Raw genomic sequence first — 25,339 nt, forward strand, 5'->3', positions numbered from 1 at the left:
GCGGCGAGCGTCGATAAGCACATGCGAACCGATCTTTCGAAGGACCACCATGAAGCTGTTTTCTTCGCGCCTGTCTGCAATCGCTGCCGGGGCTTTGCTCGCTGTCTCTCTTGTGCAGGCGCCCGCGCACGCGCAGCTGCCTGATATTTCCGCGATCACCGCGCCGTCAAGCCAGGCGGCCTTTGACGCGAACCGTGCGTGGAATGGCCTCGCGGATCAGATCAACAGCGCGCTGCCACAGGGATCCTCTGTGCCGCGCAACATCATTCCGCAGCCGGCCCCGATTAATCCGCCGGCAGCTGCTTGGCGTCCCGCTGGGCCGCAGCCAGTGGGCAACGGGCACAGCGGCGAGCTTTCCGTTAATGGGCGCGGGTACCTCATCCACGTGCCGCATGGCTACAACCCATCGCGTGCTTGGCCGGTCATGGTGGCGTACTCCGCATACCAGGACACCGCGGAGCACTTCCGTGGTTACTCGCGGCTGCGTGAATCTGCCGTGGGGCGCGATGCCATCATCGTGTACCCGCGTGCGATTGGTCGGTCCTGGGAGGGCTCGCCGACCGCTGCCTCGCGTCCTGGCCAGGACATTGCCTTTGTGCGCGCGATGATCAATGATTTGCACCGTCACTACAACATTGACCGCGGCCGAATTTACGCCACCGGTATGTCTACGGGTGGCGGCATGGCCGCTGTTTCTGCGTGTCACATGGCCGATATCTTCGCTGGCGTTGCCGGTGTTTCCGGTGCCTACTACGCGCCCGTGAATGCTGGGTGCCAGAACATTCCGGTCGCCTTCCTTGCGTACCACGGCACCGGCGACACGTTGACGAACTACCACGGTGGTGTGCGCCACGGCGTCCCGTACTTGGGTGTGCCGCAGATGTTCAGCTCCTATGAGCGCCGTAATGGCTGCCACGTCGGTCGCATTAGCCAGGCGCCGGTTGGCTTCAATGCAACGCGAGTGTCCGCAAATGGATGCTCCAAGCCGGTTCAGTCCATCAAGGTGCACGGGTCCAACCACACGTGGTGGTACAACCCGTCTGTGGCCGATGACATGTGGGCGGTTCTCTCCCACGTGAGGAAGTAAAAAAGGCAGCGCGCTACAGTTGTGGGCATGACTGACTCTGCCGCATCTGTACGCGTTCGTTTCTGCCCATCACCTACCGGTACGCCCCACGTGGGCATGGTGCGCACGGCGCTGTTTAACTGGGCGCAAGCGCGCCACACTGGGGGAAAGCTCGTGTTCCGCATCGAGGATACTGATGCCAAGCGTGACTCTGAAGAGTCCTACCAGGCGATCATTGATTCGCTGACCTGGCTTGGCATGGAATGGGACGAAGGTGTGGTCAAGGGGGGACCGCACGAGCCGTACCGCCAGTCCCAGCGCATGGATATCTACAAGGACATCCTGGACAAGCTGATTGAGGCCGGCGAGGTCTACCCGGCGTACTCCACCGCCGACGAGGTCAAGGAGCGTCACATCGCCGCCGGCCGCGACCCGCAGCTCGGCTACGACAACTTTGACCGCGACCTCACCGAGGAGCAGGTCGCTGCCTTCAAGGCGGAAGGCCGCGAACCGGTCTGGCGTCTGCGCATGCCGGACAAGGACTGGAAGTGGCACGACCTCGTGCGCGGTGATGTGGAATTCAAGTCCGCCACCCAGCCGGACTACGTCGTTGCGCGTTCCAACGGTGCGCCGCTGTACACCCTGGTGAACCCTGTCGATGACGCGCTCATGGGCATCACACATGTCCTGCGCGGCGAGGACCTGCTCTCGTCCACCCCGCGTCAGCTCGCTTTGTACGAGGCACTGCAGCGCATCGGTGTCACCGATTTCACCCCGGAATTCGGTCACCTGCCGTTCGTGATGGGGCAGGGCAACAAGAAGCTGTCCAAGCGTGACCCAGAGTCCAACCTGTTCAACCACCGCGACAACGGCATCATCCCGGAGGGCATGATCAACTACTTGGCCCTGCTCGGGTGGTCCCTGTCGGCCGACCAGGACATCTTCACGGTGGATGAGTTTGTGAAGGCCTTCGACGTGTCTGACGTGCTGGCCAACCCGGCTCGCTTCGACCAGAAGAAGCTTGAGGCCATCAACGCGGATCACATTCGCATGCTCGAGCCGGAGGACTTCAAGAACCGCCTGCGCGAGTACCTCACCGAGTACACCGACTTCCCGGCTGATTACCCGGCTGACAAGTTCGCCATCGCCGCGGACCTTGTGCAGACGCGCATCAAGGTTCTCTCCGACGCATACGGTCTGCTGAAGTTCCTGGTCACCCCGGATGCTGAGCTCGCCCTCGATGAGCGCGCCGCGAAGAAGAACCTCAAGGAAGCAGCCATCGAGCCGCTCGACGCTGGCATTGCCGCGCTGGAAGCAGTCGGGGAGTGGACTACGCCGAACATCGAAGCAGCACTCAACAAGGCGCTTATCGACGACCTCGGCCTCAAACCCCGCGTCGCCTTCGGCGCCCTGCGCGTCGGTGTCTCTGGCGAAGCTGTTTCCCCGCCGCTGTTCGAGTCCATGGAGCTCCTCGGCCGCGAATCCACGCTCGCTCGTTTGCGTGCTGCACGCGCCGTCACGCCATTCGTGGCAGAAGAGCCAGCACAGTAGAAATCACAGCAGGGTAGTTTGCCCTGCTATGTGGGGTACTATTTACCGCGCCTGAGCAGGCGATTTGGTGCTATAGCTCGGGCGTGGTTATAGTATCCCACGTTGTCTTGAACAGCTTAAGAACTTAAGAAGTTCAACAGCAACGATGGCCTATGGTGTAATTGGCAACACTACGGTTTCTGGTACCGTCATTCTAGGTTCGAGTCCTGGTAGGCCAGCTGCAGAGAATTAGCAATAAGGATCTGCAGGACAAAAAGTCCTTACGCCCCGTTCGTCTAGCGGCCTAGGACGTCGCCCTCTCACGGCGGTAACACGGGTTCAAATCCCGTACGGGGTACAACGAAGTCCCTCCGGATCTGGTTAACAGGTTTGGAGGGACTTTTTCGTTGAGTCCAACCCGTATTGGCGGGGTAATGTGAGGGGGTTCCGGGCGCCAAATGGCTATTCTTACCAGCCGGTTTGGTGTTTTTTCTATTGGTCCTTTACTGTTAGCAAGTCGCAAAAAACAGCGAGCGCGCCCCGTTCGTCTAGCGGCCTAGGACGTCGCCCTCTCACGGCGGTAACACGGGTTCAAATCCCGTACGGGGTACAACGAAGACCCTCCGGATCTGGTTAACAGGTTCGGAGGGATTTTCTCGTTTATGCAAGTCCCTTTTTCGGGCACACCGAGTAGCCGGACGAGCCGGCTACTCGGTGAGGTGGTGGGTTATCTGCCGTAGAGCAGTGTCATGGCTCCGAATGGGTGGACGGTGTTGGGTATGAGGTATCCGCGGGGTGATCTCCACATTGGTGTGCCTCTGATGTTTTCCACCCGCCCGTGGTAGCTACGTTCGGGGTCATCGTCGTTGGTGCGGTTGTGATACCTGCACAGCATCGCCAGGTTATCCATATTGGTTAACCCACCTTGGGACCAGGCTTTGATGTGGTGGACCTCGCAGTTATCGGCTGCATGTCGGCAGTCTGGTACTGGACAGGTCGGCATTGTGGCCCGGGCTAGGTCGCGTTGTTTCTGGTTGGCGAAGCGTTGCGTGTCGTACAGGTTGACGGGGCCTTCTTGGGGGTGGAACATCGCTACTTCTAGGACGTCCCCAAAGTTCTGGGCCAAAAACTCCGCACCGGTCATGGTGGTGCCGTCGGTGAGCCCCAGGATGACGTCGTCGCCGTCGCCTTTCATGATTGTGATGTGCTCGTCCAGTGGGATGAGCACCAAGGGGCGCGGCACTGCAGGAGCAATACCAGTGGGTTGATCGTTCTCGTCGGGGCGAAGACCCAGGATGGCCATGAGCTTTTCGTACATCTGCGGGCCGGCAGGACCATCAGTGAGGTTTTGGCGGGTCGCGAATTCAATAGCTGCCGCGTCTTCTTCCAGGGCCATGATGGTCACAGGACGCCTCTTCTTGTTCGAGCGGCCATACCGGACTGTGGGTTCCGGCGCTGGTTTGTCTACCTCCGGGACGATGTCCTTGGAGCGGCGCTTCAGCGTGTCGTAATTGCCGGGAACAGAAAGCAGGGCAAGGCGGAGGTCCCACTTCTCTTTGGGGTCGGTGATGAGTGCTACTCGGGATTCGATGTAGACGAGTTGATCCATGGACTTCTTCGTCGACTTCGCGATCTTGATGGCGTTGGCTTGCTTGCGGGTGAACGTGGTTTTGCCGTAGTAGGCCTTGTGGACTTTTACTAATTCGCGAACACGGGCAGGGCTGCAGCCAGCATCGAGGAGTACCTGGGCATCAAAGTCTGCCAGGGCCTCGATCGGGTTGGTGAGACCCGTTACCAGTGATCCGAATGCGTTCATGCCACGCACGCTAAACGCAAACGCAACAACGCGCGAGAAGGGCCCGAAAAACCTGTGGATAACCCAAAATTCTATCCACAGGGAGCGCGGGCTCAAGCCCGCGCAGGAAGCGGAGGACCAGCAGAAACAGGCCGGTTCCACAAAAACCCAAAAAAGTTTTAAACACTTACCGCGGAATCAAACTCGGCGGTTGATGTTGCGGGTTGTGGATGTGGCTCTGCCCGCTTGGATTGTTTCCTTCGGCGGGCTAGTCCTCTTTGGGGCCGAGTTCAGCCTCGAGGACTTCTTGGGCGACCTTCATGGCGGAGAGCGCTGCGGGGGCACCGCAGTAGCCGGAGGAGTGGATGATGGCTTCGGTGATCTCTTCGCGTGTGAGGCCGTTGGCCAAGCCACCACGGATGTGGCCGCGGAGCTCCTCAGTCGCGCGAAGGGCCACGAGCATGCCGATGTTGAGCAAGCTGCGGTCGCGGCGGCTCAGGCCGGGCCGGTTCCACACGGAGCCCCAGACGGTGGCGGTGATGTGATTCTGGAGTGGCTCGCCATCCTTTCCGGCGTTGCGGGCCAGGGCGGCGTCGACGAAGTCATCGCCCATGACTGCACGGCGGATTTCGATGCCGGCGTCGTAACGGCTGTCTTTCTCGGTCATGGTTCTAAGTCGCTTCCTTTTGTGAATTTAAATCTCTGACATGAGCTTGTCGGCGGCCTTCAGGAGCTCCTTGCCCCACGTGTTAGCAGGGGAGGGCTTGAGACGTTCGGCGGGACCTGAAATCGATAGGACAGCGCGCAGGCGCCCAGCTGAGTCATGGATAGGGGTGGAGACGCTGGACAGGCCAACCTCACGCTCATTGACGGACTCGCCAAGCCGCGTTTTGCGGACGCGTTCGAGTTCTTTGGAGCTGAAGGGAGCGTCGATAGGCTTGTAGGCCGCGAAGACGCGTGCAGCGGAGCCGCGGTCGAGCGGGAGCTGGGAGCCGACCGGCACGGTGTTGGTCAGTCCGCTCGGTGGCTCGACAGCAGCCACGCACGTACGGGTGCTTCCGGTGAGTTCATAGAGCTGGACGGATTCACCTGTGGTGCGTACGAGGGTGCTCATGATCGGCTTGGCGGCCTCGATGACGGCCGAAGGCGCAGTCGCGGCATAGCGGGAAAGGGCAGGCCCGATCGACCAGGCGCCGGCTTCCGTGCGCACGAGGATGTGGTGCACTTCCAGGGCCGTGGCTAGACGGTGCGTGGTTGCACGCGGCAGGCCGGTGGCATCGCTCAACTGTGACAAGGTCTTGTCACCGCCGGCAATGGCCTCGATGATGCTGACAGATCTGTCGAGCACCTTGATGCCAGATGGCCCCTCGGCAACCACTGCTTGTTTATCGGTGTTTCTCACAGAGTGGATCGTAGCAGTCCACTATATGGGAGGGGAGGGGACGGGGGGTCGTCGATAAGCTGTCTATGGAGATGCTCTATACTGTCTCACTAAATGGAAATGCACTTCCCATGTAATGGGAAACTTCAAGGAGGCGACAATGGTTGATAAACCGTTGACACTGGCTGAGAAAGTCTGGCGCGACCACGTGGTCAAGAAGGGTGAGAACGGTGACCCGGATCTGATCTACATTGACTTCCAGCTTCTCCATGAAGTGACCTCCCCGCAGGCTTTCGATGGGCTGCGGATGAACGGCCGCAAGATCCGTCGCCCGGAGCAGCACCTGGCTACGGAGGACCACAATGTGCCTACCGTGGGCATTAAGTCCGGCAACTTGCTGGAGATTGAGGAGCTGACCTCGCGCACGCAGGTGTCCACTCTGCGTAAGAACTGCGAAGAATTCGGCGTACGCCTGCACTCTATGGGTGATGTGAAGCAGGGCATCGTGCACACCGTTGGCCCGCAGCTGGGCATTACCCAGCCGGGTATGACGATTGTGTGCGGTGACTCGCACACGTCCACGCATGGTGCTTTCGGCTCCATCGGCATGGGCATTGGTACCTCCGAGGTCGAGCACGTCATGGCAACGCAGACGCTGCCACTGAAGCCGTTTAAGACGATGGCTATTGAGGTATCTGGTGAGCTGCAGCCGGGTGTGACGGCAAAGGATTTGATTCTCGCGATCATCGCGAAGATTGGCACCAACGGCGGTGCTGGCCACATCATCGAGTACCGCGGCGAGGCTATTGAGAAGCTCTCGATGGAAGCGCGCATGACCATCTGCAACATGTCCATCGAAGGCGGCGCGCGTGCTGGCATGGTCGCCCCGGATGAGAAGACCTTTGAATACGTCAAGGGCCGCGAGTTCGCGCCGAAGGGCAAGGACTGGGACGAAGCAGTGGCCTACTGGAAGACCTTGCCGACGGATGAGGGCGCCGAGTTCGACACCGTCGTGGAAATCGACGGTTCGGCTCTCACCCCGTTTGTCACCTGGGGCACGAACCCAGGCCAGGGTCTGCCGTTGGCAGAGTCTGTGCCGGACCCAGAGTCCTTCGGCGATGACACTCTGAAGGCTGCCGCTGAAAAGGCGCTCAAGTACATGGACCTTGAGCCGGGAACACCGCTGCGTGACATCAAGATCGATACTGTCTTCCTGGGCTCCTGCACGAATGCCCGCATTGAAGACTTGCGTGCCGCTGCAGAGGTGCTCAAGGGCAAGAAGATCCACCCGGAGACCCGCATGATGGTCGTTCCGTCGTCTGCCATGGTGAAGCAGCAGGCTGAGGAAGAGGGATTGGACAAGATCTTCATCGAATTTGGTGCTGATTGGCGCACCGCTGGTTGCTCCATGTGCCTGGGCATGAACCCGGACCAGCTCAAGCCGGGCGAGCGTTCTGCCTCCACGTCGAACCGTAACTTTGAGGGCCGCCAGGGCCCTGGTGGACGCACCCACCTGGTTTCCCCGCTGGTGGCTGCTGCCACCGCTATTACCGGCCACCTGTCCAGCCCCGCTGATCTGTAAGGAGCACAACCCATGGAGAAGTTCACCACCCACACCGGCGTTGGTGTCCCGCTGACGCGCTCGAATGTGGACACTGACCAGATCATTCCGGCTGTGTACTTGAAGCGTGTGTCGCGCACTGGCTTTGAGGACGGTCTGTTTTCCAATTGGCGTCAGGGCGAGCCCGATTTCGTGCTGAACCAGGAGGCGTTCAAGAACGGCTCGGTGCTGTTCGCGGGCCCGGACTTTGGTACCGGCTCATCGCGTGAGCACGCCGTCTGGGCGCTCATGGATTATGGATTCAAGGCCGTATTCAGCCCCCGCTTCGCGGACATCTTCCGCGGCAACACGTCGAAGGCCGGTCTGCTGGCTGGTCAGATGACGGAATCTGACATCGAGCTGATCTGGAAGATCCTCGAGCAGAACCCGGGCACCGAAGTCACCGTTTCCCTCGAGGATCGCACGGTCGCGGTGGGGGAGAACACCTTCACCTTTGAGATTGATGATTACATCCGGTGGCGCCTCATGGAGGGCCTGGATGACATCGGCCTGACCATGCGGGATGAAGAGACGATTGAGAACTTCGAGGAACACCGCCCGGCATACAAGCCGGCGGTCTCCTAGCTGACGGCGCCTAGCGTACGGGGAGGGCTGTGGGCATGTAGTCCGCCCCGATGAGCTGCCCTTCGTTGAAGGTCAGCACCCACACCGAACCCTTCTTGGCCTTGATCTCCCCATCGATGGGGAGGCGGCCATTTGCGGACAGCCAGGCCAGCATGTTCGGGATGATCAGACCCTGGCCTACGATGACGCTGGTGCCACCTTCATTGACCACGTCCATGAAAGCCTGCTGGGCGTCCACCATGTTGTTGATCCAGGCCTCATCACCAAAGCGGGCGTTCACTTCAACGGGGAGCTTTAGCTCGTCGGCAAGCGGTGCCGCGGTGCTTTGGCAGCGATCGGGCAGAGCAGAGTAAATCCGCTCTGGTGCGAAGGGTGCGAGCAGCGGAACGAGCATCTCCGACTGGCGGCGCCCCTTCTTGTCCAGCGGTCGGAGGTTGTCATTGCCCGCCCATTTCGTGCGGTCATGCGCGCGTGCGTGGCGTACGTACAGAATCCGGCTCGTGGACGGCAGGCGGAAGCGCTTCTCAGCCTTGGCCAGCACCTGGCGGTCGAGGTCGTAGGACATGAGGGCCTTCGCTTCGTCGATAGGCAACCAGCGAATTTCGTCTACTTCCTCGTTGGGCACGAACTCGCCGCCGACAACCTTGCCGGTCCAGTAGTACACAACCTTGGTTGAGTTCTTGATGGGGTAGACGGTTTTGCCCAGCAGTTTGCCCAGGTTGATGTGGTAGCCGGTTTCCTCTTTGATTTCGCGCACGGCAGTGGCCACGAGGGATTCGCCTGGGTCGACTTTGCCTTTGGCCAGCGACCAGTCGTCGTAACGCGGGCGGTGAATACACGCGACCTCGATGCTGTCCATGTCCTCAAGATCTCCTCGCCACAGCACTGCGCCTGCGGCGAGCGTCGTCTTAGCAAACTCTTCGTGCGGGTTGCGGGGGATTTCTTGGTGGCGTCCCGTCAGGAACATTTCGCCCTGAACATCCTTGTCATGCTCGTGCAACTTGGAGTTTGGTTGTGACTGTTTGCCCATGGGTCCCCATTGTTCCGCATGAGGCGAGCGCGCGCACGGAAACCCCCCTTCTTCGCGCGTCCTTATAGACTGTCACGGAGTTCGTTTTCATAACGCGCATGCTTATCGACGAAAGGGAAGGGCACACACATGGTCAAAGTAGCCGTCCTTGGCGCTGGATCTTGGGGCACCGCTTTGGCAAAGGTTTTTGCGGACGCGGGAAACCAGGTCAGCTTGTGGGCCCGCCGGCCGGAATTGGCTAAGGCGATCGCTGAGACCCGTGTGAATGCGGATTATCTTCCCGGTATTGACCTGCCTGAGGGGATTGAAGCGACCTCCGATGCGGTTGAAGCCCTCGAGTCGGCGCAGATCGTTGTGCCTGCTGTTCCAAGTCAGACGATGCGCACCAATCTGGCGGAGTGGGCGCCACACTTGCCGTTGGATTCGACGTTGGTGTCTATCTCCAAAGGCATTGAGTCCGGCACATTCAAGCGCATGTCTGAAGTGATTGCGGATGTGACGGGTGTGGCAGAAGACCGCATTGCCGTGCTGTCCGGTCCGAACCTCGCGCGTGAGGTAGCAGAAGAACAGCCGGCAGCAACCGTTATTGCTTGTACGGATATGAACCGAGCCAAGCTGCTCCAGGCTGCGTGCGCTACTGGGTATCTTCGCCCGTACACCAACACCGATGTGGTGGGGTGTGAGATCGGTGGTGCTTGTAAGAACGTGATTGCTTTGGCCTGCGGTATGGCTGCCGGCAAGGGGTTGGGTGGGAACACTCAGGCCACTCTGATCACCCGTGGTCTTGCTGAAATCACGCGCCTGGGTGTGCAGCTGGGGGCCGATCAAAAGACATTTGCTGGCCTGGCGGGTATGGGGGACCTGGTGGCTACGTGTAGTTCAACCCTGTCGCGCAACAGGACCTTTGGCCAGCGACTTGGCCAGGGTATGACGCTGGCGGAAGCACGCAAGGCAACCAACGGTCAGGTAGCTGAGGGTGTAACCAGCTCGACCAGCGTGTATCAGCTCGCGGAGGCCCATGGGGTGGAGATGCCGCTGACGGCAGCAGTGCACGCAGTGTGCCACGGTGACATGAAGGTTGATGAGATGGTGGTGGCACTCATGGGTCGCTCCAAAAAATCGGAGTAGTACCCAAGTAGTGTGGTGAACCATGATCACACTTGCCGTCGTTTACGGGGGAATGTCCTCTGAGCATTCCATTTCCTGCATTTCCGCAGGCGCCATCATGGCAGAACTGCCACAAGACTCCTTTGAGATTTTCCCGGTGGGTATCACCCAAGACGGCGTGTGGGTCCAAGGATCAATCGACCCGGTGGGGGATTCGACGTTGCCCTCCGTCACGGAAGGCCGTGAGATTGCTTTGTCCGTGAACCCGCAGCGCCGCGGTGAGTTCTATGACGCGCAAACAGGTGAAGTGCTAGCCACCGTGGATGTGGTTTTCCCAGTGCTGCACGGCACCTACGGTGAGGATGGAACGATCCAAGGACTGCTTGAAATGGCTGGCGTCCCCTACGTGGGCACGGGCGTGTTGTCCTCGGCCTGCTCTATGGACAAGGAATTCACCAAGGCGATCACCCGCGCAGCAGGTATCCCGGTAACCCGTGAAGTCATCCTGCATGATGGTTCTGAAAGTGACGCGATTGGGAACAAGGAACGTGAGTACCTTGGCCTGCCGGTGTTTGTGAAGCCGGCGCGTGGCGGGTCCTCCATTGGCATCACCAAGGTTGATGCATGGGAGGATTTGGCAGATGCGGTGCGCATGGCACGTCTGTATGACTCGAAGGTCATCGTCGAGGCAGAGCTGATTGGCGACGAAGTTGAGGTCGGCGTCCTCGAACTTCCCAATGGCGAATTGGTTGCTTCACCACCGGCGAAGCTCAACGGCACTGCTGACTCGGAAGAAGGCTTCTACGGTTTTGAAACGAAGTACCTGGACAACGTCGTCACTGCAACGATTCCGGCTGGCTATGATGACGTGCTGAATGAGCAGCTCGCGGAACTTGCCATCCGCACGTTCAAGGCGCTCGATTGCCGTGGCCTGGCACGCGTGGACTTCTTTGTCACCGAAGATGGCCCGATGCTCAATGAGGTGAATACCATGCCTGGCTTCACCTCAATCTCTATGTTCCCGCAGGTTTTCCAGGCTGTGGGAATGAGCTACAGCGAACTGCTGACGACGTTGATTACTTCCGCTCTGGAACGTGCGAAGTAATGACGGCTGACACGGTGTTCAAGGCTTCGTCCCCAAGCCCTGCCGGCAACGAGATCGCAATGTTTGCCTCACGGCCCAGGGCGTAAAGGGTGGTTGCTAGTCCGCCGGAGGTTTCCGGATCCTCAGCGGCAGCCTCATCCTCAAACCACGGGATCTCATTGACCTGGGTGAGCACTGCACCAGGGGCATAGCTGTCAGGCTGCTTCACGCCACAGCGAACGACGATGGGCTCCAGCCCATCACCACCCCACACCTTGGTGCGGTCCTTAGGGTAGCCCTGGACATCACCAACCTCAATGGGGGTGTAGCCCTCCGTCAGCTCTTCCGGGAGAGCAGCCATGAAAGCGTTGCAGGCGTGGGAGGAAAACTCAGGCGCGTCTTCCACAGCAGCCAGTGGTGCTCGGGCTGGCGTTGCAGCATCGCCCTTCGCCGCGCCCAGGTTAAGGCCCTCAACGGGGTTGTCGTTGCGCCCCAGCGCTTCGCTTTCAGCCGTGACAGCAATGACGGGTGAACGGTCCACCGTGAACCAGGTGGCCAGGCCCGTTCCCGTCGGGTCCGTCACCTTGATCCACTCAGCACCAGCAGCGGTGAACGTGGGCGTGAGTTTGGTGTACTGCAGCGGCATATCCACACCACAGCGCAAGGTCACGCGCTCGGTGGTAGAAGACTGCCACACTGCTGCGCCTGCTGGAGCTGGGTCCGCCAGAGGCGTGCGCTTGTGGCCGACGAGCTTCTCCGGGAGCTGATCTACAAGCGCAGCGCATTCAGGGGAATCTGCCATCGGTGCTGGCAATGGTGACAGTGTCACCGGCTGTTGAGCAGTCCGGCTAAGAACAAACTTCGAGCCAGCAAGGACGCCAATGACCAGCAGTAGCGCCAATCCAAGGCTGATGTAGACCAACGAGCGATTGATGGGCTCGTTGGGGGAGGAATCTGTGTGTGTATTCGCCGTGCTCATAACGGCATAGTGTATCCGTCCCGGTGGTGAGTACTGGTGTCTCCACCCCAGGCACGGGGTTTAAGCCCCTCGTCGTTTACGCTGTGACCTGATTGTCTTATCTCCCTGCGAAAGGCTGTTACGTCCTGTGATCAACACTGGTTTTCCCACTGAGGGTCCCACTTTGGGTGAGATCGGCGAGGAAGCTGTCATCCACGCCATCATCGAAGCCAGCCCTTCGGCGGTCAATGGTGATGATGCAGCGGTGCTGCACCCACCGTCACCGAACTCCCGCATGGTGGTGACCACGGACATGGTGGTGGCAGGTAGGCATTTCCGTCCTGATGTGACCACACCGTTCAAGCTGGGGCGTAAAGCTGTGGTGCAGAATTTCGCGGACATCGAATCGATGGGAGCGCGCCCGCTGGCAGCATTGCTGTCTTTGTCAGCACCGACTTCAACGCCGGTTGCCGTGGTGGAAGAATTCGCCCGCGGGATTGGCACGGAATTGGATAAGTACGGCACCGAGCTTGTCGGTGGTGACGTCACGGCGGGGGAGAACCTAGTCATGTCCATCACGGCCATTGGATCTCTTGGCGGTAATCGTCCGCCACTGACTCTGACCGGTGCACGCGCGGGCCAGATCGTGGTTGCTCACGGCCGAATTGGATATTCGGCGGCTGGATTGGAGCTGCTTGAGTCCGGCATCGATATTCCTGAGGTCTTGGAACCGTTGGTTCTGGCCTACCAAGCACCGGAGCTCACACCGGGGTCTGGTCTCGTGGCGCGTTCCGCGGGGGCCACGTCCATGACGGACAACTCGGACGGCTTGCTGCATGACGTAGGAGCCCTGGCGAGGAAATCTGGTGTGCGGATTGATCTGAAATCAGAGGCAATTGCGCCGGATGAATTGCTGGTCCAGGCAGGGGAGCTGCTCGGGGTTGATCCCTGGAAGTGGGTGTGTGAAGGCGGGGAGGACCACACGTTGATCGGCACTTTGCAAGGCGAGGCACCAGTGGGCTTTCGGCCTATCGGTACGGTGCATAAGCCGGCCAGCGAGACCGGCTCCTCATCAAACGCTGCGAGCGTTCCAGTCACTATTGATGGGCAGCCACCGGTGTACACCCAGGGGTGGGAGAGTTTCGCATGAGTCTTCCCGTGCACCCGTCGTGGCAGGAACCACTCGCGGGCGTCGAAAAGCGTATCCATGAGATGGGTGATTTCTTGCGTGCGCAGCCAGCGTATTTGCCGGCTGGGAAAGACATTCTCCGCGCGTTCCAGGATCCATTCGAGGATGTGCGCGTTCTCATCGTCGGGCAAGATCCGTACCCCACGCCAGGGCATCCGATGGGATTGAGCTTTTCCACTCAGCCGGGCGTGAAGCCGCCCCGTTCGTTGGTGAATATCTATCAGGAGCTTTTCGACGACATGGGCATCCCACCACGTTCCGACGGAGACCTGAGCTCCTGGGCACGCCAAGGCATCATGCTGCTGAATCGGGTGCTTACCGTTGCTCCGGGCCAGCCAGGTTCCCACCGTGGGAAAGGGTGGGAAGAGGTGACGGAGGCAGCTATTCGCGCGTTGGCACAGCGTGGAACACCGCTCGTGGCCATCTTGTGGGGCAGGGATGCGCAGACTGCGCAGGCGTTTTTGGGGGATACACCGTGCATCACGTCGCCGCATCCTTCACCGCTGTCAGCCCGCCGTGGATTCTTTGGTTCCCGGCCCTTTTCCCGCGCTAATGAGGCTCTAGCCGCACAGGGCGGAGCCGGTGTCGACTGGGCATTGTAGAGTTAGGAGCCATGACTTCTGCTGACAGGATTGATGGGCCACAACTGCTGTCGTGGGCACGCCGTTCAGCTGAAGAATTGGGGCGTCACCGCGAGGTGATCAACAGCCTCAACGTGTTCCCCGTACCGGATTCGGATACCGGCTCCAACATGGCATTCACCATGGCTGCCGCAGTAAAGGAAGCAGGCAACTGCGAGCCGGCAGCGACTGCTGACGTTGTCGCAGAAGCGCTGGCGGTAGGCAGTATCAAGGGTGCACGCGGTAATTCCGGGGTGGTTCTGTCCCAGGTCCTGCGCGGTGTGGCACAAGCAGCAGGTGACGGGGAACTTGGCGGCCGCGATGTTGCGAAGGCGTTGGCCAATGCCGTGGCTTTTGTGGAGCGCGCAATCGCTGACCCGGTAGAGGGCACCATCATCACGGTGTTGAGGGAGGCGGCGCGGGCGGCGAAGGAGGCGTCGATAAGCAAAAATGCTTTGAGCGACATCACCTCGGCCGCATTGACTGCTGCTGAGGACGCGCTGGCGAATACGCCTTCACAGCTCGCTGAACTGCGCGAAGCAGGCGTGGTGGACGCGGGCGGCACAGGCCTGGTGCTTTTGCTGAAGGTGCTTCATGCTGAAGTGACAGGGGGGAGCATCCATGGTTCCGCGGAGCATGAGGACCTTCATGATGAGGAGGATACGGAGCACTCGCATGGTGTAGCGGGCTGGCTCGAGGTCCTGTTTATGTTCACGGGCCCGCTGGATGAACTCGAGGCCGTGCTGTCCGCGATGGGGCGCAGCCTGGTCATTGCGCGTGCGACCGATACTCACGGCAAGGTTCATATTCATACGACAGAAGCAGGCCCTGTCATTGAACGGGCGCTTGAACTGGGCACGCTGACTGATCTGCGGCTGGAGATTCTCCCGGATGCCACGCCGATGCATGAGGCGCGACGTGTGGGCCGGCTCATCGTCGCGATTACTCCGGGGGGCTCGCTCATGGATTTGTATAACCGTGCGGGTGCTGTTGCTGTGGCGCCGGGGCCTGATGTGATTGAGGACGTCCGGCGGGAGATCACCGCCTCAGGTGCGCACGAAGTCATCATTTTGCCGAACGGCCAGCTTGATCCGGAGACAGTGAAGGAGATCGAAGCCGCGGCTGATCAGGCTTCGCTTGAAGTGACGCTGCTGCCTACTGTTCGGTTGGTCAACGGCATTGCTGCAGTGTCTGTGCATGATCCGCGTCTGCCAGTGTCTGAGGCAGCGGCACTGATGAGTGAGGCGGCCGAAGAGATGGCGGTGGCGGACATTCTCACAACCACTAACGGTGTGGAGATCGTTGCCCGTGACACGCTCGTGGTCAGGGCAGCGACATTGACTGACGCTGTGCGTGAAGCGGCCACAATCATGCTGGATGGCGGTGGGGAACTGGTGACCATCCTCGTGGCCCCGCGGGATGTCGCGGCTGTGGATGTGGAAGCTCTGGAAGCGGATCTTGATGCAGAGGTCGTGGTGTACCCAGCCGATGGTCTTGGCTCAACCGGGCAGCTCGGAGTGGAGTAAGCCATGCTGGGTCTGACTAATTTCACGCCTCTCAACCTGGTCATTCCCACAGCACCCGCGCGTGCGATAGCGAAGAATTTGGGGATTGAGACCGTCGCAGGCCTCTTGGAACACTATCCACGCAAGTACTTGCAGTACGGCTCCGGCGATGCCCTCGATGGCGTGCTGCCGGATGACACGATCAGTTTCATCGGCAATGTGGAAAGTGTCCGCACCATCAACAACTCCAAGCGGCCCATCTTCAAAGTGGTGATCTCTGACGGAAGCTCCACCATTGACGCCTCTTTCTTTGGCGCGAAGTATGCCCCGCGCGTACTCAAGCCAGGGGTGCGCGCCATGTTTACCGGCAAGGTGAAGTTCTTCCGGGACCAGCCACAGCTACAGCACCCGGACTTCATGATTTTGTCTGCGCCCGGTACTCCAACAGGTGGCAACAACAAAGGCGCATCCACGGGATCTATTAAGAAGCTGGCTGCTTTCGGTGACCCCGACGAACTTCTCTTTGGCCGTGATTACCTGCCGGTGTACCCAGCGACAAAGAACCTGTCCACGTGGACGATCATGGGTGCCATCAGCATGGTGCTGGACAGCATCGAGGACATCCCGGAACCGTTGGGATTCACCCCACCGGGCCTGTTGTCCCTCCACGAGGCGATCACCCAGATCCACAACCCCACCGAGCAGGGGCCGCACGCTGCGATGGAGCGCCTCAAGTACAACGAGGCATTGAGCGTTGCACTCGTCATGGCTCTTCGTCGGCGTGATGATTCTTACCGGCGCGCCACCGCTTTGCCCCGCAATCCTGATGGGGATGTGGTGCACATGGTGGAGCACCTTCCTTTCAAACTCACCGCGGGGCAGAATCAGGTCTTGGATGAGATCTCCAGTGATCTGGAGCGCACCACGCCGATGAGCCGCTTGCTCCAAGGCGAGGTGGGCTCGGGTAAAACCATCGTTGCCCTGGCAGCCATGTTGCAGGCGGTGGATAACGGCATGCAGTGTGCGCTGCTCGCACCTACGGAAGTGCTCACCCTGCAGCATGAAAAATCTTTGCGCAAGACACTCATGCAAACAGGTGTGCACGCCCGCGTTGTCGCCTTGACCGGATCGATGCCCACGGTGCAGAAACAGGAAGCTCTCTTGGCCATCATGACGGGTGAGGCTGACATCGTCGTGGGTACTCACGCGATCATCCAGGACATGGTTGAGTTCTTTAACCTCGGCTTCGTTGTGGTGGATGAGCAGCACCGTTTTGGTGTGGAGCAGCGCAACCGTCTGCGGGATAAAGCGGGGGAGATCACGCCGCATCTGTTGGTGATGACGGCAACGCCGATTCCACGCACCATCGCCATGACGGTGTTCGGTGACCTCGCAGTGTCCACGCTGAGCGAGCTACCCGGCGGGCGGAAACCCATCCAGTCTGCGGTCGTTCCCGAGTTTAAGCGCGCGTGGGTGGACCGCGCGTGGGAGAAGATCAAGGAAGAGATCTTCGCTGGCCACCAGGCCTACGTCGTGTGCCCGCGTATCGACGGCCCCGGGGGCGTCCTCGACGTTGCCCAAGCGTTGGAGACTCATCATCTCAGCGGCTTGAGCATCGGTGTCCTGCATGGACGGATGAAGGGCGATGAGAAGGAAGCCGTGATGTCTGACTTCGCTGCCGGCAACATCGATGTTCTCGTGTCCACCACGGTGATTGAGGTGGGCGTGGACGTACCTAATGCCACCGTGATGATGGTGCGTGAATCAGAGCACTTCGGTGTCAGCCAGCTGCACCAACTCCGGGGCCGCGTTGGCCGTGGCGGGCATGCCTCTCTGTGTCTGTTCCACACCTTCGCTGAACCCGGTTCGCCGCAGCTTGAGCGGGTCACGCGTATCGCGGAGATTTCGGACGGTTTCCAGCTCGCCGAACTCGACCTTGAAACCCGTGCTGAGGGCGATGTTTTGGGCACCTCTCAGTCCGGTACGGACAGACAATTGAAGCTGTTGGATCTGGTCCAGGATTATGAGATCATCCACCGCGCCTACGACGATGCCGCTGAGTACGTGGAATCCAACCCGGAGCGAGCACGCGAGATCACGGAGGAACTCTTCCTAGATCCGTTTGATTATTTGAACAAGAGCTAAAGTGTTGCGCATGAACCGCATCATTTCGGGCGAAGCCCGCGGCCGCAAGATCAAAGTCCCACCGGTTGGCACTCGTCCTACCTCCGACCGTGCCCGTGAAGGACTGTTCTCCTCATTGCAGGTCCGTTTCGGATTCGTGGGGCAGAACGTTCTTGATCTTTTCGCCGGTTCTGGTGCACTCGGCCTGGAAGCAGCCTCGCGTGGTGCCGATGAGGTGGTGCTCGTGGAGAGTGACCCGCAGGCAGTGGAGATCATCCGCCACAACGCTGCGGTTGTCGGGCACCCGAATGTGCACATCGAGCCAGTGAAAGCATCGACGTATGTTGCACGCGCCCCGCGTGAGCACTTCACCATGGTGTTAGCGGATCCGCCCTATGAGCTTTCCGACGAAGCAGTGGTGGAGATGCTCAACGCCCTCATCCCCGCTTTGGCCGATGGGGCAGCGGTGGTCGTTGAACGCCACCGGGACAGCCCAGAAACAGCCTGGCCGGAGGGCTTCACGCCCACTGGCCAGAAGCTGAAAAAGCGCCTGTATGGTATCGCTCGTATGGATATGGCCACGTTCCACCGCAGGAAGGACGACGAATAATGACGAAGGCAGTCTGCCCCGGATCCTTTGATCCCGTGACCAATGGGCACGTGGATATCTTTGCACGTGCCGCCAAGAGCTTTGATGAAGTGATCGTTCTGGTGACCGCGAACCCGAACAAGCAGAGCGGCTTGTTCACCATCGAAGAGCGCATGGACATGATCCGCCAAGCCACTAACCACATTCCCAACATCACGGTGGATACCTGGGGTGGTTTGCTCGTGGATTACACCACGGCCAACAAGGTCGGAGCGTTGGTCAAGGGCCTGCGTTCCTCCCTTGATTACGACTATGAGCTGCCAATGGCGCAGATGAATCGCCACTTGTCGGGCGTAGACACCTTCTTCCTCATGACGGATGAGAAATACGGCTACATCTCCTCGTCACTGTGCAAGGAAGTGGCCAAATATGGCGGCGACGTGAGCGGGCTGGTGCCCGATCACGTCGTGAAGGCGATGAACGCTAAGTTCCGAGATTAAAAGATCGAGGACAGGAATTCCTTCGTCCGCTCGTGCTGCGGGTTGTCCAGCACCTGCTCCGGTGTGCCGTATTCGATGATCTGTCCGTCGGACATGAACGCCACGTTGTCGGCAACCTCGTGGGCAAAGGCCATCTCGTGGGTGACCACGAGCATGGTCATGCCAGATGCCGCAAGTTCACGCATGACGCGAAGGACCTCGCCGACGAGTTCGGGGTCGAGGGCGGAGGTGGGCTCGTCAAAGAGCATGAGCTTCGGCTCCATCGCAACAGCGCGCGCGATCGCAACACGCTGCTGCTGACCACCCGAGAGCTGAACCGGGTACGCCTCGGCCTTGTTGGCCAATCCGACCTGCTCAAGCAGTTCCATCGCGCGCTTTTTCGCGTCTTCCGGCTTCACGCCCTTGACATGAATCGGTGCTTCGATGATGTTCTCGAGCGCGGTGCGGTGACCAAAGAGGTTGAAGTTCTGGAACACCATGCCAACCTCGCGGCGCTGGCGGGCGGCATCTTTCTCAGAGATCTCGTGGAGTACGCCGTTCTTTTCGCGGTAGCCGATGAGTTCACCATCGACGTACAGGCGACCAGCAGTGACCTTTTCCAGGTGGTTCACGCAACGCAAGAAGGTGGACTTGCCGGAACCCGATGGGCCGATAAGGCAGGTGACCTCGCCCTTGTTTACCTCAAGGTTGATGCCCTTGAGAACGTCGAGAGTGCCGAAGGACTTCCACACATCTACGGCTTGAATCATAGGGGTGCTCATTCTTATGAGTTCCTTTCCACGATGGTGACGTTGTTCGGGGCCTTGCCCTCAGCGTCGGTGAGTGCCGCCAACTGGCGTGCAGTAAGTTCGCGGGTCACGCCGCGGTCAAAGTAGCGCTCAAGGTAGTGCTGGCCAATCATGAGGATGGACGTGATCACCAGGTACCAAGTAGCAGCGACGAGCAGCATCGGAACTGGCTCGAAGAGCGCGGCGGCGATGTCCTGGCTGCGGCCGTACAGCTCCAAGGAGTAGGGGATAGCGACAACGAGGGACGAGGTCTTCAGAAGCGAAATGAACTCATTGCCTGTCGGCGGAATGATGATGCGCATTGCCTGCGGCAGCACCGTGCGGCGCATGGTCATGCCCCAGCCCATGCCTAAGGCTTTCGACGCTTCGATCTGGCCGGCCGGAACCGAGTTCACACCCGAGCGAACAATCTCAGCCATGTAGCCGGCCTCGTTGAGCCCCAGGCCGATGACGGCGAGAGCGAAGGCGGAGGACGTCAGCTTGTCCAGAGAGATCTCCGTGAAGCCGAGGTTGATGGACTGGTAGATCGCGCCGATGAGGCCCCAGAACACCAGCTGGACGTAGATCGGGGTCCCACGGAACACCCAGAGGTACAGCCATGCGATGGACTTGAACACCGGGTTGGGGGACATGCGCATCACCGCGAGGATGACGCCAAGGACAACACCGATGATCATGGACAGCACTGTCAGTGCGAGCGTGCGTAGTGCGGCGTCCAGAATACGGGTGTCAAAAAGGTATGCCCGGTACGTGGACCAGCCGTAAGCTTCACGGCCTGCTGTATCAACGATGAACAGGATGAACAGCACCACGAGGATCGCTGCGGTGATCCACCGTCCTGGGTGGCGCAACGGTTTAGCTTCGATGCGTTCTGGGCGTGTGGGTTTGAGCGCCATGGTTATTGTCCTCCCACGGGTTGTTCGTTAATAAGAGCTTGGTCGAGCAGGCCGGTCTTCACATTCCACTGCTCCAGGATGCGTTCGTACTCGCCAGTGTCGATGAGGTGCTGCATGGCAGCTGCCAGTGCCGGTCCCAATGGAGAACCCTTCGGCACGGCGATGCCGTACGGTGCAGCATCAAACATCTCGCCGACGAGCTCAAGGCCACCGTCAGAGCGGTCTACCGCCCAGGCGGAGACAGGGGAGTCTGCGCTCAATGCGTCAGCACGACCGACAAGGGCGGCGAGAGCAGCGTTATCTGATGTGTCGTAGGACAGGATCGTGATGGGGTTGCCCTCTTCCTCGCATTTCTCGGCCTTCGGACGGACGTCATCGGTCTCGGAGACGGTCGTGCGCTGCACGGCGACGGTCAGCCCGCAGGGATTCTCCGGATCCACATCACGTCCCGGGTGCTTAGCCCACTGAATGCCCGCGTAAAGGAAGTTAACAAAGTCAAAATTCTGGCGTCGTTCTTCACTGTCAGTGAAGCCTGACATGCCGGCATCAAGTGTCCCAGCCTGCACGGCGGGGAGGATCATGGCGAAGTCCTGGTCCACTGCCTGAAACTTCAGGCCCATGACGCTGGCCAGGGCGTGGCCCAAGTCCATCTCCATGCCGACGATGTTCCCTTGGGAATCTTTGAATTCGAAAGGTGCAAACGGTGGGTTAGCGCCGATGGTGAAGGTCCCGTCCTGGCGGACGTTCTCCGGCACCATCGCGGCGATCTCTGGAACCTCGGCCGGGGTGATCTGCTGCCAGCCTTCCGGGTTTCCGCCTTCTACGTTGGTGACGCAGCCGCTCAGCGCACCGACGGTAGCGGTGGTGAGGATGGCGGCGGCCACCTTGAGGGGTTTCAACATAAAAAGAAGCATACAATGCCTTCGAATGAAGATTATTGTATGCCTCTGCATAATCCGGATGATTTTTTAAAACCCCTCCAGACTGGGGTTATATCGGGCGCTTAGCGTGGCAGGTTGGACATGACCAACTGAATAATCTGCCCAACAACGGTGACGGCGGCGGCGATGATCACGTAGTTGATGATCGTCTGGGTAACTCCCTGGGAGCTCTGCTCCAGGTCGCCGGAGAACATCAGGCGGTAGGGGTTGACTGCCATGTCGAGGAAGCCCTTGAAACTATCTTCCTTCATAGAGGAGGCTTTGTCTGGGTCGAAAGCGTTCTCAATACCACGGCTGATGGCATTGTCGTTCGCCTTGCCGGTATCGGTGGGAGCGGCATATGCGGCGGGCGCTGCGGGGAGAAGCAGGGCAGCGGAAGTTGCTACGGCAATCAAAGTTTTACGCATGACACAGCAGTGTAGCTATTGAAGGGACGATGCGAAACTAGGTTTTCCTTTTTCTCTCCCATACAATGTTCACGTATTTATTAAGCCAAACACAGCTAGTGGGCACGTAATAAAAGGACATAGTCATGCTGCGTAGGAAGATCGCTGCTGCTGCCATTGCCGTGGCAACAGCTTTTGGTTCGACTTTTGCTATCACTCCAGAAGCACAGGCTCAAGACGTTGCTGCTCTGATCGCCTCGCCGAACGTGACTAAGTGCTCGGAAGAGTTTCTCATCGCTGTGCCTGGTGGCGGCACCACGTTCTCTTTCTTGCCTGAAAAGGCACCTGTCGGAGCGAAGGTGACTGAGGTTGCAACCGATGTGTACTACCGCACTGGCGGCAGGATCCAGCCGGTGTGGATCGCGTACCCATCGGTCCCGTTCTTGGTGATGAGCTACAAGGACTCCTCTGCAAAGGGTTACGAGAAGGCGGCATCCACGATGCGTCGTCTGGCCAACATGTGCCCCAATGCGAAGTTCAGCATCACGGGGTACTCCGAGGGTGCCGATATTGGTGCGCAGCTGATCAATAACATCAGCCATGGTCGCGGCCCTATCCCGGCGGAAAAGTTCACCAAGGCGGCGCTGATTTCCAACCCGCGTCTCGGTGACAATGGCGGTGTGTTCGCTATGGGCGCCACCGCTGAGCACCGTGGTGGTTTGGAAACCCCTCCTGGTGGCTATGGTGAGCTGGGTTCCCGCACCATGGATCTGTGCTTCGTGGACGACTCGGTGTGCGCACTGCCGGAGGAATGGCGCGCTCACGTCAGCCCGGTCGTGCGCAGCGCAACCTTCCGCGGTGAGTTCGCTTTGTCACACTTCGTCAGCATCATCATGCAGACGGCGCCGCACACGTTGCCGGATCTGGTGGGCTTGTACAACCACACCCAGTACGGCACGCCCGCGTTTAACACGGCGGTGAACTGGATCCTTCAGCGCGAGGTGCGGGAGGACTAAGGGGTAGGCGGGGTATCGTCGATACGCAATGGCCCCGCGGAAACGTCACCGCGCAGACGTTTGATCACGTTCTCGGCGGAGATCAGGCACATGGGCACGCCCACCCCAGGCACCGTCGTGGCGCCGGCGTAGAAAAGATTGTCTAGCTTGCGTGAGGCGTTGCGCCCGCGCAGGAAAGCCGATTGTCTCAGTGTATGGGCAGGCCCAATCGCGCCACCTGACCAGGCATGATAGCGCTCCGCAAAATCGGCGGGGCCCAAGGTTCGGCGGACGATGATGCGCTCGGCGAGATCTGGAATACCGCACCACCCTGCGATCTGCTCGATCGCGGCATCGGCAATTGCCTCTACCGCGGGGGAACTCTGTTCGTGGTACGCGTCGCCGTGCCCGAGATCAGCATCAGCGGGGGTAGGCACGAGAATGAACAGGTTCTCGTGGCCCGCGGGCGCTGTCGAAGGATCCGTCTGTGAAGGCTTAGAGATGTACATCGATTGCGATGCGCCGTCCGGCCGCGTGGGCACAGGACCATGAAAAACTGCGCCGAAATCATCGCTCCAATCCTCACTGAACAGAAGATTATGGTGCTCCAGCTGTGGGAGTTCCCCCTTGATACCCAGCATGACCAGGACTGTGCCCAGACCCGGATTGCGGTCGGCGAAGTAGCGCTCGTCGTAGGTGCGCTTCTCCCGCGGGAGGAGGTGTGTCTCCGTGAATTTCAGATCCGCCGCGGAGACCACAATCTCAGCTTCATGCTTTTCGACGTCCCCGTTCGCCCTCCTCACCGTCACCCCCGTGACGTGACGTCCCTCGGTGTTGATCGCGGTCACGGCGGTGTTGAGCTCGATTTCGGCGCCATGGGCGATAGCCAGATTGGCGATGGCGTTTACCACCGCAGTGAAACCACCTTGTGGGTATTTCACGCCTTGGGAAAGGTCAGTGTGGCTCATCAAGTGGTATATCGACGGCGTCTGTGCCGGATCAGAGGAGAGGAACACTGCCGGGTAGGAGAGCATCTGGCGCAGGCGAGTGTCCTTGAAGCGCCTGGCAACGTATTTTTCCAACGAGCGGGTGAGATACTCCGCCAGCTTGGAGTAATTGCGCCGCACTGCTGGTGCAAAGAACGCTGCTGGGGAACTAAACGTGGTGTACAGGAAGTAGTCGACCGCTAAGCGATATGTTTCTTCGGCGCTGTCCAGATACCTCGCTAGCGTCTCACCGGCCCCGGGCTCGATAGATTCAAAAAGCTCAATGGCTTCCTCGCGGTTGGAAGGAACATCGATTGGCTGTGCGCCTTCAGGGAACAGCCGGTATCCCGGGTTGAGATCAACCAGGTCAAGCACGTCTTGAGTGCGCGTGCCACACAGCTCAAAGAAGTGATCAAAGGCTTCGGGCATGAGGTACCAGGACGGGCCGGTATCAAAACGGAAACCATCGATGGTCAGGTCGCCGGAGCGCCCGCCGAAAGTGTTGAGGCGATCAAAGACTGTCACGGCGTACCCCTCACGTCCAAGGAGTGCTGCCGTTGCCAGTCCGGCGAATCCCGCGCCGATGACAATCGCGGTGGGGCGACCATGGCTCACATCCTGTGCTGTCACCTGTGTGATCCTTCCTCGTGGGACAGAGCGTGACGGGCAGCCCGGGCTGTCAATATGAGCTTTCGGTGGCGGGGAACTCTCACGCGTGTTGTGCTCAGAGTCTGCGCTGGCGTGGCATTGATCATGTTGGTCAGTTCCTCAAACAAATCCGCTGCAGCACACACCCCGGCACGCACACGGTGGGGGAGCAGTTGCATTGGTGCGCGTGCTGCGGCAAGATCCGCGCGAATATCTGCGACGATCGCGTCCTTGGCGGTCTCATCGAGCGGCTGGCCGGGGGCGAGATCAATGCCGGGGAAGTAGGAGCGGCCCAACAACCGTGAGTCCACGGCGATGTCGCGCAGGAAATTCACTTTCTGGAAAGCAGCGCCGAGGCTTCGTGCTCCCTCAGTGAGTTGGTCATGTTCTGCCTCGGACACCGTCATGTCGGCGGTAAACACGGACAGGCACAGCAGGCCGATGACTTCAGCTGAGCCATAGACGTAGTCATCAAAATCGTGCTGCGTGTATGTCGTTTGTTCAAGATCCCGGCGCATGGAGGAGAAGAACGCCGTGATGTGTCCGGGATCAAAGTGGCAGCGGCGTGCCGTTTCCGCGTACGCGTGGAGGATCGGATCCGAATGAAAGCGTTTCTCCGGTGCGGTGAGGACGGCGTGCTCATAAGCGTCGAGAAGTTCCGCGATATCTGAGACATCTGCCTGACGTGCAGTACCGTCCACCATCTCATCGGCGATGCGCACCACTGCGTAAAGGTTCCGGATATCATCCCGTGTCTTGCGTGGGAGCAGCTTCGTTGCCATGGAGAAACTCGTCGAATAGCGCTTCATCACAGCCGCCGCGGCATCGCGGGACATCGCATCGTAGCGGCGTAAAAAGCGCGGGGAAGACATAAAAAATAAGTCTATGTCTGCGCTCCGAAAAAGCCGAAAGCAGCTCGGGCATATATGCGCACGACTGTATTTTTTATGAGGAAATTCGTTGAATTTTCTTAACATTGGGGCGGACCATGCACTAGATTCAATACAACAATTGAAATCCGGCCCCGCTCCGGCAG

24 protein-coding genes and 3 tRNA genes are annotated in these 25,339 nt (G+C 59.6%); 16 read left to right on the top strand and 11 right to left on the bottom strand.

The features are described from left to right. Positions 1-49 precede the first annotated feature (49 nt). The 5 genes from L8U60_RS00065 (at position 50) to L8U60_RS00085 (ending at position 3,206) form a co-directional block, all read left to right on the top strand. The gene (locus L8U60_RS00065) at positions 50-1,087 is read left to right on the top strand and encodes a CE1 family esterase (RefSeq protein WP_269964356.1); all 1,038 of its coding nucleotides are present in this window, start codon (positions 50-52) and stop codon (positions 1,085-1,087) included. Positions 1,088-1,114: 27 nt separating this feature from the next. Next, positions 1,115-2,617 carry a glutamate--tRNA ligase gene (gltX, locus tag L8U60_RS00070; protein ID WP_269964357.1) on the top strand — a complete coding sequence of 501 codons (1,503 nt, stop codon included), beginning with the start codon at positions 1,115-1,117 and terminating at the stop codon, positions 2,615-2,617. 146 nt (positions 2,618-2,763) lie between these two features. After that, positions 2,764-2,835, top strand: a tRNA-Gln gene (locus L8U60_RS00075). A gap of 46 nt (positions 2,836-2,881) precedes the next feature. Then, positions 2,882-2,954: transfer RNA gene (locus L8U60_RS00080), tRNA-Glu, on the top strand. A 179-nt stretch (positions 2,955-3,133) separates the two neighbouring features. Continuing rightward, a tRNA-Glu gene (locus L8U60_RS00085) sits at positions 3,134-3,206 on the top strand. Positions 3,207-3,323: 117 nt separating this feature from the next. On the opposite strand, the gene L8U60_RS00090 is transcribed toward L8U60_RS00085, so the two are convergent. The 3 genes from L8U60_RS00090 to L8U60_RS00100 form a co-directional block, all read right to left on the bottom strand. After that, positions 3,324-4,412, bottom strand: coding sequence for an HNH endonuclease signature motif containing protein (locus tag L8U60_RS00090; protein WP_269964358.1), 1,089 nt, complete (start codon positions 4,410-4,412; stop codon positions 3,324-3,326). Between the two features lie 247 nt (positions 4,413-4,659). Next, a complete protein-coding gene (locus tag L8U60_RS00095) occupies positions 4,660-5,058 on the bottom strand; it encodes a carboxymuconolactone decarboxylase family protein (RefSeq protein ID WP_269964359.1) in 399 nt (132 codons plus the stop codon). 27 nt (positions 5,059-5,085) lie between these two features. Further along, positions 5,086-5,793 (bottom strand): IclR family transcriptional regulator, encoded by a 708-nt coding sequence (locus L8U60_RS00100; RefSeq protein WP_269964360.1) that lies wholly within the window; start codon positions 5,791-5,793, stop codon positions 5,086-5,088. Positions 5,794-5,932: 139 nt separating this feature from the next. Between L8U60_RS00100 and leuC the strand changes: the two genes are divergently transcribed. After that, positions 5,933-7,354, top strand: coding sequence for a 3-isopropylmalate dehydratase large subunit (gene leuC, locus L8U60_RS00105; protein ID WP_269964361.1), 1,422 nt, complete (start codon positions 5,933-5,935; stop codon positions 7,352-7,354). Between the two features lie 12 nt (positions 7,355-7,366). After that, entirely contained in the window at positions 7,367-7,957 is a 591-nt protein-coding gene (gene leuD, locus L8U60_RS00110; protein WP_269964362.1) for a 3-isopropylmalate dehydratase small subunit, read from the top strand. Between the two features lie 10 nt (positions 7,958-7,967). Here leuD and L8U60_RS00115 read toward each other — a convergent pair whose 3' ends face one another. Beyond that, entirely contained in the window at positions 7,968-8,987 is a 1,020-nt protein-coding gene (locus L8U60_RS00115; protein WP_269964363.1) for an NUDIX hydrolase, read from the bottom strand. Positions 8,988-9,116: 129 nt separating this feature from the next. Here L8U60_RS00115 and L8U60_RS00120 point away from each other — a divergent pair, with 129 nt between their 5' ends. Both L8U60_RS00120 and L8U60_RS00125 read left to right on the top strand, forming a co-directional pair. After that, entirely contained in the window at positions 9,117-10,115 is a 999-nt protein-coding gene (locus L8U60_RS00120) for an NAD(P)H-dependent glycerol-3-phosphate dehydrogenase (protein WP_269964364.1), read from the top strand. Positions 10,116-10,137: 22 nt separating this feature from the next. Next, on the top strand, positions 10,138-11,199 hold the full coding sequence (locus L8U60_RS00125; RefSeq protein ID WP_269964365.1) for a D-alanine--D-alanine ligase family protein: 1,062 nt from the start codon (positions 10,138-10,140) through the stop codon (positions 11,197-11,199). On the opposite strand, the gene L8U60_RS00130 is transcribed toward L8U60_RS00125, so the two are convergent. Beyond that, a complete protein-coding gene (locus L8U60_RS00130) occupies positions 11,171-12,157 on the bottom strand; it encodes a DUF3515 domain-containing protein (RefSeq protein WP_269964366.1) in 987 nt (328 codons plus the stop codon). The two genes, L8U60_RS00125 and L8U60_RS00130, sit on opposite strands and share 29 nt — an antisense overlap. Before the next feature lie 127 nt (positions 12,158-12,284). Here L8U60_RS00130 and L8U60_RS00135 point away from each other — a divergent pair, with 127 nt between their 5' ends. Genes L8U60_RS00135 through coaD form a run of 6 tightly spaced genes read left to right on the top strand, consistent with a single transcriptional unit; the run spans position 12,285 to position 18,663 of the window. Further along, complete coding sequence (locus L8U60_RS00135) at positions 12,285-13,286, top strand: thiamine-phosphate kinase (protein WP_269964367.1); 1,002 nt, start codon at positions 12,285-12,287, stop codon at positions 13,284-13,286. Further along, positions 13,283-13,927 carry a uracil-DNA glycosylase gene (locus L8U60_RS00140; protein ID WP_269964368.1) on the top strand — a complete coding sequence of 215 codons (645 nt, stop codon included), beginning with the start codon at positions 13,283-13,285 and terminating at the stop codon, positions 13,925-13,927. Before L8U60_RS00135 ends, L8U60_RS00140 begins: the two co-directional genes overlap by 4 nt. A gap of 11 nt (positions 13,928-13,938) precedes the next feature. After that, positions 13,939-15,471, top strand: a complete 1,533-nt coding sequence (locus tag L8U60_RS00145; protein ID WP_269964369.1) for a DAK2 domain-containing protein — start codon at positions 13,939-13,941, stop codon at positions 15,469-15,471. A gap of 3 nt (positions 15,472-15,474) precedes the next feature. Then, complete coding sequence (locus tag L8U60_RS00150) at positions 15,475-17,595, top strand: ATP-dependent DNA helicase RecG (RefSeq protein WP_269964370.1); 2,121 nt, start codon at positions 15,475-15,477, stop codon at positions 17,593-17,595. A 10-nt stretch (positions 17,596-17,605) separates the two neighbouring features. Then, entirely contained in the window at positions 17,606-18,184 is a 579-nt protein-coding gene (locus L8U60_RS00155; protein WP_269964371.1) for an RsmD family RNA methyltransferase, read from the top strand. Next, on the top strand, positions 18,184-18,663 hold the full coding sequence (coaD, locus tag L8U60_RS00160; protein WP_269964372.1) for a pantetheine-phosphate adenylyltransferase: 480 nt from the start codon (positions 18,184-18,186) through the stop codon (positions 18,661-18,663). The genes L8U60_RS00155 and coaD overlap by 1 nt, the downstream gene beginning before the upstream one ends. Here the strand turns inward: coaD and L8U60_RS00165 are convergent. The 4 genes from L8U60_RS00165 to L8U60_RS00180 form a co-directional block, all read right to left on the bottom strand. After that, positions 18,660-19,424 carry an amino acid ABC transporter ATP-binding protein gene (locus tag L8U60_RS00165; RefSeq protein ID WP_269964373.1) on the bottom strand — a complete coding sequence of 255 codons (765 nt, stop codon included), beginning with the start codon at positions 19,422-19,424 and terminating at the stop codon, positions 18,660-18,662. The genes coaD and L8U60_RS00165 overlap by 4 nt on opposite strands. A 2-nt stretch (positions 19,425-19,426) precedes the next feature. Further along, positions 19,427-20,347: an amino acid ABC transporter permease gene (locus L8U60_RS00170; protein ID WP_269964374.1), complete on the bottom strand. Its 921-nt coding sequence runs from the start codon at positions 20,345-20,347 to the stop codon at positions 19,427-19,429. Between the two features lie 2 nt (positions 20,348-20,349). After that, positions 20,350-21,249: an ABC transporter substrate-binding protein gene (locus L8U60_RS00175; protein WP_269964375.1), complete on the bottom strand. Its 900-nt coding sequence runs from the start codon at positions 21,247-21,249 to the stop codon at positions 20,350-20,352. Positions 21,250-21,350: 101 nt separating this feature from the next. Then, positions 21,351-21,695 (bottom strand): hypothetical protein, encoded by a 345-nt coding sequence (locus tag L8U60_RS00180; RefSeq protein ID WP_269964376.1) that lies wholly within the window; start codon positions 21,693-21,695, stop codon positions 21,351-21,353. A 125-nt stretch (positions 21,696-21,820) separates the two neighbouring features. Here L8U60_RS00180 and L8U60_RS00185 point away from each other — a divergent pair, with 125 nt between their 5' ends. Further along, positions 21,821-22,690: a cutinase family protein gene (locus L8U60_RS00185; protein WP_269964377.1), complete on the top strand. Its 870-nt coding sequence runs from the start codon at positions 21,821-21,823 to the stop codon at positions 22,688-22,690. Here L8U60_RS00185 and L8U60_RS00190 read toward each other — a convergent pair. Continuing rightward, positions 22,687-24,285 (bottom strand): phytoene desaturase, encoded by a 1,599-nt coding sequence (locus L8U60_RS00190; protein WP_269964378.1) that lies wholly within the window; start codon positions 24,283-24,285, stop codon positions 22,687-22,689. The genes L8U60_RS00185 and L8U60_RS00190 overlap by 4 nt on opposite strands. Continuing rightward, positions 24,282-25,175: a phytoene/squalene synthase family protein gene (locus L8U60_RS00195; RefSeq protein ID WP_269964379.1), complete on the bottom strand. Its 894-nt coding sequence runs from the start codon at positions 25,173-25,175 to the stop codon at positions 24,282-24,284. The genes L8U60_RS00190 and L8U60_RS00195 overlap by 4 nt, the downstream gene beginning before the upstream one ends. Between the last annotated feature and the right edge of the window lie 164 nt (positions 25,176-25,339).

Origin of the sequence: Corynebacterium meitnerae (assembly GCF_027570075.1) — a bacterium.
Lineage (GTDB): Bacteria > Actinomycetota > Actinomycetes > Mycobacteriales > Mycobacteriaceae > Corynebacterium > Corynebacterium meitnerae.